Raw genomic sequence first — 12,008 nt, forward strand, 5'->3', positions numbered from 1 at the left:
TCGCACCGATCATCAAGCCGGAGCGGGAGTGCCGCCCATGACCAACCACATCCCTGCCCACCTCGAGCGCCGTGCGTGGTGTGATGGCTAGCGCCCCGCCCACCCGGCCACCTCAGCCCGCGGAGCCCATCGCCGTCGTGGGAATGGCCTGCCGACTGCCCCACGCACCCAGCCCGTCAGCGTTCTGGCAGCTGCTGCGGCAGGGCCGTCACGCCATCACCGCGATGCCCGCCGACCGCCGGCACCCCGGCCCGCCGGCCGATCCGGCCGCGCCTTCCGCTCCGTCCACCGGCTGGTACGGCGGATTCCTGGACCACGTCGACACGTTCGACGCCGAGTTCTTCGGCATCCCGCCGCGCGAAGCGGTGGCCATGGACCCTCAGCAGCGGCTGATGCTCGAACTCGGCTGGGAGGCCTTCGAGGACGCCGGAATCCGCCCCGAAACGCTGAAGGGCACCCCCACCGGCGTCTTCGTCGGCGCGATCTGGGACGAGTACGCGGCCGTGCTGCGCCGCCACCGGCCCCTCGCGAGCACCCGGCACGCCATGACCGGCGTCCACCGCGGCATCATCGCCAACCGGATCTCCCACCGCTACGGGCTGCGCGGCCCCAGCCTCACCCTCGACACCGCGCAGTCCTCGTCCCTGGTGGCCGTCCACACCGCGTGCGAGAGCCTGCGCCGCGACGAATGCGCCCTGGCGCTGGCCGGTGGCGTCAACCTCATCCTCACCGAGGAGAGCATGGAGGCCGCCGCGGCCCAGTTCGGCGGACTCTCCCCGGACGGCCGCTGCCACACCTTCGACGCACGCGCCAACGGCTTCGTACGCGGCGAGGGAGGCGGCGCCGTCCTGCTCAAGCCCCTCGCCGCTGCGGTGCGCGACGGCGACCGGGTGTACTGCGTGATCCGCGGCGGCGCGGTCAACAACGACGGCGCCACCGACGGCCTGACCACCCCCGATCCGGCGGCACAGGAAGCGGTGGTGCGCCTCGCCCACCAGCGCGCCGGAACCGCTCCCGGCGACATCCAGTACGTCGAACTGCACGGCACCGGCACACCCGTCGGCGACCCCGTCGAGGCCGCGGCGCTCGGCGCCGCCCTCGGCGGCGCCCGTACGGCGGACAACCCCCTGCCGGTCGGCTCGGCCAAGACCAACGTCGGCCACCTGGAGGGCGCCGCGGGCATCGTCGGACTGCTCAAGTGCGCCCTCGCCATCACCCACCGGAACCTCCCGCCCAGCCTCCACTACACCACCCCGAACCCGCGCATCCCGCTGGCCGAACTCGGACTGCGCGTGCAGGACGAACTCACCGCGTGGCCACGCCCGGAGCGGCCGCTGCTCGCCGGCGTCAGCTCCTTCGGCATGGGCGGCACCAACTGCCATCTGGTGCTCGCCGAACCACCAGCCCCCGCGGCGGCCACCCCGCCCCCGCGCCCGGCTCCGCCCGTCGTCCTGTGGCCCCTTTCCGCCAGGACCCCCGCCGCGCTGCGCGCCCAGGCCGCGCGGCTGCGCGACCACCTCGCCGACCACCCCGGCGCCGACCCCGCGGACATCGGCCACGCGCTGGCCACCTCCCGGACCGCCTTTCCGTACCGCGCCGTGCTCCTCGGCGACGACCACCACCCCGACGAGCTGCCGCGCGGCCTCGACGCGCTCGCGCAGGGCGCACGGACCGCCGGACTCGTCCGGGGCCGGGCGGCCGGACGGGGGCTTGCGCTGCTCTTCAGCGGCCAGGGCAGCCAGCGCCCCGGCATGGGCCGCGAACTCTACGCCGCACACCCCGCCTTCGCCGACGCCCTGGACGAGATCTGCGACACCCTGGCCCCGCACCTCGAACTACCCCTGCGTGACGTCATGTTCGCCCAACCCGGTACGCCCCACGCGGCGCTGCTGGACCGGACGTCGTACACCCAGCCCGCCCTGTTCGCCATCGAAGCCGCCCTCTACCGGCTGGTGACCTCCTGGGGCCTGAAGCCCGATTACCTGATGGGGCACTCGGTCGGTGAGATCGCCGCGGCGCAGGCTGCCGGGGCGCTCTCCCTCCCCGACGCGTGCGCGCTGGTGGCCGCCCGTGGCCGGCTCATGCAGGCGATCACGACGGACGGTGCGATGGCCGCCTGGCAGGCCACCGTGGACGAAGCCACCGAACTGCTGGCCGGGAGGGAAGACCGGATCGGCATCGCCGCGGTCAACGGCCCCTCCTCCGTCGTGGTCTCCGGGGACCGGGACACCGTCTACGACAGCACCGCCGGGTGGCGGGAGCGCGGCCGCAAGGCCCGTCTGCTGACGGTCAGCCACGCCTTCCACTCCCCGCACATGGACCCGATCCTCGGCGAACTGCGCTCCGTGGCAGCCCACCTGGCCGTCACCAAACCGACGATCCCTGTCATTTCCAATGTGACCGGCCGCGTCACCACCGCCGAACAACTCGCCTCCCCGGACCACTGGGCCCGTCACGCCCGCGACGCGGTGCGGTTCGCCTCCGGAATGCACACCCTCCGCGAGGCGGGCGTCACCACCTTCCTCGAACTCGGACCGGACGCCCAGCTGACCGCCATGGCCCGCGAATGCCTCGCCGAGCAGCCCGGCACCGAGGACGGCCCCGACCGGCCGCGTCCCCTCGCCGTGGCCGCTTTGCGACGTGACCGGCCGGAGGCACGCACCTTTGCCACCGCCCTGGCCGAGGCACACGTCCGCGGCGCCGACCTCGACTGGGAGCGGGCCCTCGGCGGACACCGCTCCCGCACGGTAAGCCTGCCGACGTACGCCTTCCAGCGGGAGCGCTACTGGCCCGGGGCGGAGCCCACGGCCCCGGCCACCGGCAGCGCGGCCACCGCCTCGTCGCCGACCGGGCGGCCGGCGGAACTGACCGGCGCGGAGCGCGACCTCGTCCTGCTGGACATGGTGCGCGACGCCGCGGCCGCCGTCCTGGGACACCCGGGCCCGGAGGCCATCGACCCGGCCCTCAGCTTCAAGGACCTGGGCTTCGACTCCCTCGCGGCCACGGAACTGAGCGAGCGGCTGAGCGAGGCCACCGGGCTGCCGCTGCTCGCCACGCTCACCTTCGACCACCCCACGCCGCTGGCCGTCGCCGCCCATCTGCGGAGCCACGTCCACCGGTCCCCGGACGCGCCGACGAACGCCCCGATCGCCCGGGTGAGCCCGCCACCGGTCGCGGACGACGACGATCCCATCGCGGTGGTCGCCATGGGCTGCCGCTACCCCGGCGGAGCCGACACACCGGAGGCGCTGTGGCGGCTGGTGTCCGAGGGCGCGGACGCGATCGGCGCGTTCCCCGGGGACCGGGGCTGGGACCTGGCGGGGCTCTTCGACCCGGACCCGGACCGCCCCGGCACCAGCTACGCCCGGGAGGGTGGTTTCCTGTACGACGCCGCACGGTTCGACGCGGAGTTCTTCGGCATCAGCCCGCGTGAGGCGCTGGCGATGGACCCGCAGCAGCGGCTGCTGCTGGAGACCGCGTGGGAGGCGTTCGAGCGCGCGGGCATCCGCCCCGCCGCGCTCCGCGGCAGCGCAACGGGGGTGTTCGTCGGAGTCACGCCCCAGGACTACGGCCCCCGGCTGCACGAGGCGCCGAACGGGCTCGACGGCCATCTGCTGACCGGCAGCACGCCCAGTGTGGTGTCCGGGCGGATCGCGTTCACCTTCGGTCTGGAGGGCCCGGCGGTGACGGTGGACACCGCCTGCTCGTCCTCGCTGGTGGCCCTCCATCTGGCCGGCCAGGCGCTACAACGGGGGGAGTGCCGGATGGCAGTGGCGGGCGGCGTGGCCGTGATGGCCGCCCCGGGCATGTTCACCGGCTTCTCCCGTCAGCGCGGCCTGGCCCCCGACGGCCGGTGCAAGCCGTTCGCGGCGGCAGCGGACGGTACGGGCTGGGGCGAGGGCGCCGGACTGGTGCTGCTGCAGCGGTTGTCGGACGCGCGGCGCGACGGCCACCCGGTGCTGGCGCTGATCCGGGGCTCGGCGGTGAACCAGGACGGCGCGTCCAACGGACTGACAGCGCCGAACGGGCCGTCACAGCAGCGGGTGATCCGCCAGGCCCTGGCCGCCGCCCGGCTCGCCCCGTACGAGGTGGACGCCGTGGAAGCCCACGGTACGGGCACCACGCTCGGCGATCCGATCGAGGCGCAGGCCCTGCTCGCCACGTACGGACAGCGGCGACCCACGGACCGCCCCCTGTGGCTCGGATCCATGAAGTCGAACATCGGCCACACCCAGGCCGCGGCGGGGGTGGCCGGCGTCATCAAGATGGTGATGGCCATGCGGCACGGGCACCTGCCCGCCACCCTGCACATCGACGAGCCGAGCCCGCACGTCGACTGGGACAGCGGCGCGGTGCGCCTGCTCACCGAACCGGCCGCGTGGCCGCACGGCGAGCATCCCCGCCGCGCGGGCGTCTCCTCCTTCGGTATCAGCGGAACCAACGCCCATCTGATCCTGGAACAGCCCCCCGCCCCGGACGCCGCGACCGCGGTTTCGTCTCCGGACGGGCCCACGCCCTGGGTGCTGTCGGCACGGAGCGCGGAGGCGCTGCGCGGACAGGCCCGCGCGCTGGTCACCGCGCCCACCACCGATCCCGACGCGTCCGCCACCGAGCTGGGCTGGTCGCTGGTCACCACGCGGTCGGTGTTCGCACACCGGGCGGTACTGGTCGGCGAGGACCGCGACGCGCTGACGGCGGCTGCCCGGGCACTGGCGGCCGGTGACAGCCACCCGGGCCTCGTGGGCCCCGGCGCGGTACCTCCCGGAGCCGTACCTTCCGGAGCCGTGACGGCGAGCGGTCCGGGCCCCGTGCTGGTGTTCCCGGGGCAGGGATCGCAGTGGCAGGGCATGGGCGCCGAACTCCTCGATACTTCCCCGACGTTCGCGGCCCGAGTGGCCGCGTGCGAACGGGCGCTGACGCCCTATGTCGACTGGTCGCTGACGGAGGTGCTGCGCGGCACCGATGGCGCGGGCTATCTGCGTCGGGTCGATGTCGTACAGCCCGTGCTGTGGGCCGTGATGGTCTCGCTGGCCGCGGTGTGGGCGGAGTACGGAGTGCGCCCCGCCGCCGTCGTGGGCCACAGCCAGGGCGAGATCGCGGCGGCCGTGGTGGCGGGGGCGCTCTCGTTGGAGGACGGCGCGAAGGTGGTGGCGCTGCGCAGCCGGGCGCTGTGCCGGCTGGCCGGTGGCGGCGCCATGGCCTCGCTGGGACTGGGCCTTGATCAGGCCACCCAGTTGCTGACCGAGCTGGGCGACCGGGCCGCCGCGATGGTGGTGGCGGTCGTCAACGGGCCCGGATCCACGGTGGTGTCCGGACCGCCCGGACAGGTGGCCGCCGTGGTGGCCGCGTGCCAGGAGAGGGAGGAGCGCGCACGGTTGATCGAGGTGGACTACGCGTCCCACAGCCCCCAGGTCGACGAGATCACGCAGGAGCTGACCCACCTGCTGGACGGCATCCGTCCGGCCACCTCCACCGACACCGGTGTGGCGTTCTACTCGACGGTGACCGGCGGCCGGATCCAGCCCGCCGGCCTCGACACCCGCTACTGGGTGCGCAACCTGCGGGAGCAGGTGCGGTTCGCCGACGCGGTCGATGCGCTCCTGGCCGATGGCCACCGCGTGTTCATCGAGGCCAGCACCCATCCGGTGCTGACCATGGGGATGCGGGAGTGTTTCGAGGACGCGGACACCGCCGCCGTCGCTGTACCCACACTCCGGCGTGACCACGGCGGCCTGACCCAGCTGATGCGCTCGCTGGGGCAGGCGTTCACCGCCGGGGTCGACGTCGACTGGACCGCCCTGTTCCCGGCCGACCCGCCGCCCCGTACGGTCGGACTGCCCACCTACGCGTTCCAGCGCGAGCACTACTGGCTGGACGCCGCCACCTCGCGCGGCGGCGATCCCGTCGACCTCGGTCTCACCTCCGCCGAACACCCCCTGCTGGGCGCCGCCGTGGAATTCGCCGACGGCAGCGGCCTGATGCTGACCGGGCGCATCTCGCCGCACACACACCCCTGGCTGAGCGGGCATGTGGTGGGCGGCGTGGCGCTGGTGCCGGGCGCCGCGCTGGTGGAATTCGCGCTGCGGGCGGGCGATGAGGCCGGTTGCGGTGAGGTCGAAGAGCTGACGTTCCGGGCGCCGTTGGCGCTGCCCGCGACAGACGGCCTCCGCGTACAGGTGGCGGTGGGCGCCCCCGCCGACGACGGGCGGCGTGAGGTGCGCGTGTACGCCCGGCCCGACGGCGACAGTGCGTCCACGGCGTGGACGTGCCACGCCACGGGCGTACTGCGCCCCTCCGCACCGGAGGACCAAGCGGCCGAGCCCGGGCCATGGCCCCCGGCCGGTGCGCGGCCGATCACGACGGACGGGCTGTACGAACGGCTCGCCGCCTCGGGCTACGCGTACGGCCCGGCCTTCCAGGGCGTGCGCGCGATGTGGCGCGACGGCGCTGACGTACTGGCCGAGGTGGAGCTGCCGGAGGCCGCCGGAAAGCCGGGCGAATACGGCATCCACCCGGCCCTGCTGGACGCGGTGCTGCAACCGGCCCTGGCACCCGAAGAGGGCCGGGTACCGGGCGACCAGCGACTGTGGCTGCCGTTCACGATGAGCGGCGTGGCGCTCTGGGCCGCTGACGCGACCACCGTACGCGTTCGGCTCTCCCCGCACCGGCAAGGTGCGGACGGCGAACGCGCGATGCGCGTGGCCGTGTCCGACGCCGCGGGCGCACCGGCGCTCACCATCGACGCGCTCATGATGCGCCCGGCCACCCCCGAGCAGCTACGCCCCTTGGACGGCCACCGCCACGGCCACGGCGCGGCCGAACACACCGCGCCGGTGTCCGGCAACGGCGCACGGGACCACCGGGTACGGGGCGGGCGGCGGCGCTCCGCATCCACCGCGGTCGGCGCGCGCTCGGCCGACTGGACCGCACGGTTGCGGGGACTGTCGGCGGCCGAACGGCAACGGGCGGTGCTCCACCTGGTCCGCCAGCACGCCGCCACCGTGCTGGGGCACACCGACCCCGACGCGGTACACGCCGGGGCCAGCTTCAAGGAACTGGGCTTCGAATCCCTGACCGCCGTCGAGTTGCGCGACCGCCTCGCGGCGGCCACGGGGCTGCGCCTGCCCGCCGCTCTCATCTTCAGACATCCGACCCCGGAAGGCATCGCCCGCTACTTGGCGCAGCGGCTTTCCCCCGAAGACAAGGTTCCGACGCAGAAGTCGACGGAAGCGATGAATGTCGCGGAAAGGCTGGAGTCCGCGTCCGCGGATCAGGTTCTTGACTTTATTGACAACGAGCTTGGTGTGTCCTGAATGTACCGTGCGCGACGATCGCTGAAGGCCGGGTGACCCCTAGTGGCGAACGAAGAGAAGCTGGTCGAGTATCTCAAGCGGGTCTCCGCTGACCTGCACGATACGCGGCAGCGTTTGCGTGCGGTGGAGGAGCGTGCCCAGGAGCCGGTGGCCGTGGTGGGAATGGCCTGCCGCTTCCCGGGCGGCGTCACCTCGCCCGAGGAATTGTGGGATCTGCTCACCTCCGGCGTCGACGCGATCGGGGATTTCCCCACGAACCGCGGCTGGGATCTGGAAAACCTCTACCACCCCGATCCCGAGCATTACGGCACCAGTTGCGTCCGTCAGGGCGGATTCGTCGAGGCCGACCAATTCGACGCCGCGTTCTTCGGCATCAGCCCGAGGGAGGCACTGGCGATGGACCCACAGCAGCGATTGGTGCTGGAAATCGCCTGGGAAGCGCTGGAGCGGGCCGGAATCGATCCCGCCACTTTGAAAGGCACCCGCACCGGCGTCTACACGGGCGTGTCCAGCCAGGACTATCTGGCCCGGGCGCCGCGGATTCCCGAAGGCTTCGAGGGGTACGCCACTACGGGCACCCTCACCAGCGTCATCTCGGGACGGGTGGCCTACACGTTCGGCCTGGAGGGACCGGCGGTGACCGTGGACACCGCGTGTTCCGCCTCGCTCGTGGCCATTCACCTCGCCTGCCAGGCCCTGCGCCAGGGCGAATGCACCCTGGCGCTGGGCGGCGGCGTCACCTCGCTCGCCACGCCCATCATGTTCACCGAGTTCTCCCGGCAGCGGGCGCTGGCCCCCGACGGCCGCTGCAAGTCCTTCGCGGCCACCGCGGACGGCACCGGCTTCTCCGAGGGCGTCGGCCTGGTGGTGCTGGAGCGGCTGTCGGACGCACGGCGCAACGGCCACCGGGTGCTGGCGGTGATCCGGGGTTCGGCCATCAACCAGGACGGCGCGTCGAACGGTCTGACCGCGCCCAACGACGTCGCCCAGGAACGCGTCATCGGCCAGGCGCTGGACAGCGCCCGGCTGTCGCCGGGCGATGTGGACGCGGTGGAGGCCCACGGCACCGGTACGAAGCTGGGCGACCCGATCGAGGCCGAAGCGCTGATCGCCACCTACGGCCAGGACCGCCCCGCCGATCGACCGCTGCTGCTGGGCTCCCTGAAGTCCCACATCGGGCACACCCACGCCGCCGCCGGGGTGGCGGGCGTCATCAAGATGGTGACGGCCCTGCGGCATACGGTCCTGCCGGCGAACCTGCACCTGGACGAGCCGACCCCGCATGTGGAGTGGGAAGGCAGCGGCGTGCGGCTGCTGACCGAGCCGACCGCCTGGCCCGAACTGGACCGACCCCGCCGGGCGGCGGTGTCCTCCTTCGGTATTTCCGGCACCAACGCGCATGTGATCGTGGAGCAGGCTCCGGACGTGTCTGAGCCGGTTGAGCCGGGGCCGGTTGTGGGGGTGGTGCCGTGGGTGGTGTCGGCGCGGAGTGTGGAGGCGCTGCGGGGTCAGGCGGCGGCGTTGGTGGGGCGGGTGGCTGGTGGGGAGGTGACGCCTGCTGAGGTTGGTTGGTCGTTGGTGTCGTCGCGGTCGGTGTTCGAGCATCGTGCGGTGGTGGTGGGTGAGGGCCGTGTGGAGTTGCTGGCGGGGGTTGAGGCGTTGGCGGTGGGGGAGTCCCATCCGGATGTGGTGCACTCGGGTGTTCCGGCTCTGGTGAGTGGTGTGGGTCCGGTGTTGGTGTTTCCGGGGCAGGGTTCGCAGTGGGTGGGGATGGGTGCTTCTTTGCTTGATGCGTCGCCGGTGTTCGCGGGGCGGGTGGCGGAGTGTGAGCGGGCGTTGTCGCGGTATGTGGACTGGTCGCTGAGTGGCGTATTGCGTGGCACCGGGGGTGATGTGGGTCGGGTGGATGTGGTGCAGCCGGTGTTGTGGGCGGTGATGGTGTCTTTGGCTGCGGTGTGGGTGGGGCATGGGGTGAAGCCTGCGGCGGTTGTGGGTCACAGTCAGGGTGAGATCGCGGCGGCTGTGGTGGCGGGGGCGTTGTCGTTGGAGGATGGTGCGAGGGTGGTGGCGTTGCGTAGCCGGGCCTTGCGTCGGCTTGCTGGTGGTGGGGCGATGGCGTCGCTGGGTGTGGGGCAGGAGGAGGCCGGTCGGCTGCTGTCGGGGTTGGGTGATCGGGCCGCCGGGGTGGGTGTGGCGGCGGTCAACGGGCCGTCTTCGACGGTGGTTTCGGGTCCTCCTGAGCAGGTGGCTGTCGTGGTGGCGGCGTGTCAGGAGAACGGTGATCGTGCCCGGCTGATCGACGTGGACTACGCCTCGCACGGGCCCCAGGTCGACGAGATCCGCGACGAGCTGATGCGCCTACTGGGGGACGTGACCCCGGTCGAGACGGCCGGTACAGGCGTCACGTTCTACTCCACGGTGACCGGCGGCCGGGTCGCCACCAGCGGTCTGGACACGGCGTACTGGGTGACGAACCTGCGGGAGCGGGTGCGCTTCGCGGAGGCGGTGGAGGCGCTGTTGGCCGATGGGCACCGGGTGTTCATCGAGGCCAGCACCCACCCGGTATTGGCGGTCGGCATGCAGGAGACCTTCGAGCGGATGAGCGTCGACGCGGTGACCGTACCGACGCTGCGCCGCGACCACGGCGGTCAGGACCAGCTCGTACGGTCCCTCGCCCAGGCGTTCGTCGCGGGCGTCCCCGTGGACTGGACGACCCTGTTCCCCGCCGAGCCGACACCGCGCACCGTGGACCTGCCGACCTACGCGTTCCAGCGTCGGCGGTTCTGGGCGGCTGCCACGAGCGGTCGGGTGGGCGATGTGGCCGCAGCCGGGTTGCGGCGTGTGGAGCACGCCGTACTGCCCGCCGCGGTCGGTCTGCCTGATGGCGGGCTGCTGCTGACCGGCCGGGTCTCTGCCGGCCAGGGTGGCTGGCAAGCCGAGCACACCGTGGCGGGTGCGGTGTTGATGCCCGGCGCGGCGCTGGTGGAGTGGGCGCTGCGGGCAGCCGATGAAGCCGGGTGCGGCGGCGTCGAGGAGCTGGCGCTTCAGGCCCCCTTGGTCCTGCCCGAGGCAGGAGCTTTGTGCGTACAGGTGGTGGTGGACGAGGCGGCGGAGGACGGAAGGCGCGAGGTCCGGGTGTACTCCCGCCCCGACCGCGCCGCCGAGCCGGGAGGCGACCCGGGGTGGGTGTGCCACGCGGAAGGCGTGCTGAGCCCACCCTCCCCAGATGATGCGGGGGAGGAGCTGGCCGGTGCGTGGCCCCCGGCGCACGCGAGGCCGCTGGACGTAGCGGGGTTCTATGAGCGGGCCGCGGCGACGGGATACGCGTATGGTCCGTCGTTCCAGGGGCTTCGGGCAGCGTGGCGCGACGGCCAGGACCTGCTGGCCGAGGTGGCGCTGCCCGAGGCCGCCGGAGACCATGACAGCTTCGGTATCCACCCGGCGCTGCTCGACGCAGCCCTGCACCCCCTCCTGCTGGCCGACTCGGGGCAGGTCGAGCAGCTGTGGTTGCCGTTCGTCTGGAGTGGCGTATCGCTGCACGCCACGGACGCGACCACGGTCCGCGTACGGCTCACCCCCTACCAGGAGAGCGCGGCGGGTGAGCGCGGGCTACGGCTGGTCGTGGCCGATGCCGGCGGCGCTCCCGTTCTCACGGTTGACTCCCTCACGATGCGCCCGGCCGACGCGGAGCAGCTCCGGTCCACGGACGGGCGCGATGCCGGTGGGCTGTTCACCCTCGACTGGACGCCCCTGCCTGCCGTGTCGGGCACGGCGGATGACGACGGCTGGGTGGTGTTGGGCCAGGACAACGGTGCCGATGGCGCGGTGTGCCACCCTGATCTGACAGCGTTGGCCGCCGCGATGGACGGCGGCGCACCTGCTCCGGCGATGGCCTTGGCGTATCTGCCTACCGCCGGTGAGCCCGATGACCTCATGACGGGTGCGACCGATGGTCTGGTCGCTGTCGAGCACGCACTGCAGCTGGTGCAGGGCTGGCTGGCCGAACCGCGCCTGGCCGATGCACGGTTGGTGGTGGTGACGCGGGGCGCGGTCGCGCACGCCGAGGAAGAGGCCCCGGATCTGGCCGGTGCCGCCGTATGGGGCCTGCTGCGGAGCGCACAGGCGGAAAACCCGGACCGGTTCGTTCTCCTCGATATCGATGAGGATGCCCCCACCGGGGCGACCCCTCGTAGTGTGGCCGACGCCGTGGCGCGTGCCGTGCGGGCCGATGAGCCGCAGGTGGCCATGCGGGCCGGACAGCTGCTGGTGCCCCGGCTCGCCCCGGCCCGCGCAGGCCGTGACGAGTTCGCCACCGAGCAGTCCGACGTACCCGGAGCTCTCGACCCGGACGGGACCGTGCTGATCGTCGGCGGTACGGGCCTGCTGGGCGGCCTGGTCGCCGAACACCTCGTACGCACCTGGCAGGTCAAACATCTGGTGCTGGCGAGCCGCCGGGGCCCCGAGACCCCGGGCGCGCGAGAACTGACCGACCGGCTGAGCGATATGGGTGCTCAGGTGCGGGTCGTCCCGGTGGATGTCACGGACGCGGGCGCGGTGGCCGGGCTGGTGGCCGGGATCGCACCGGCACACCCGCTGACCGGGGTCATCCATGCCGCGGGTGTGCTGGATGACGCGGTGATCACCTCGCTCACCCCGCCACAAGTGGCACGGGCCTGGCAGGCGAAGGCCACGGTC

The 12,008-nt window shown here is 73.0% G+C and carries 2 protein-coding genes; both read left to right on the forward strand.

Annotated features, from left to right (window positions below; genetic code table 11):
• Positions 1-83 precede the first annotated feature (83 nt).
• Positions 84-7,313, forward strand: a complete 7,230-nt coding sequence (locus ASC60_RS19145) for a type I polyketide synthase (protein ID WP_055552454.1) — start codon at positions 84-86, stop codon at positions 7,311-7,313.
• Positions 7,314-7,355: 42 nt separating this feature from the next.
• Positions 7,356-12,008: type I polyketide synthase (locus ASC60_RS19150; protein ID WP_159043290.1), on the forward strand; the 4,653-nt coding region annotated here is incomplete at its 3' end.

The organism is Streptomyces sp. NBRC 110028, from assembly GCF_001417735.1.
Classification (GTDB): domain Bacteria; phylum Actinomycetota; class Actinomycetes; order Streptomycetales; family Streptomycetaceae; genus Streptomyces.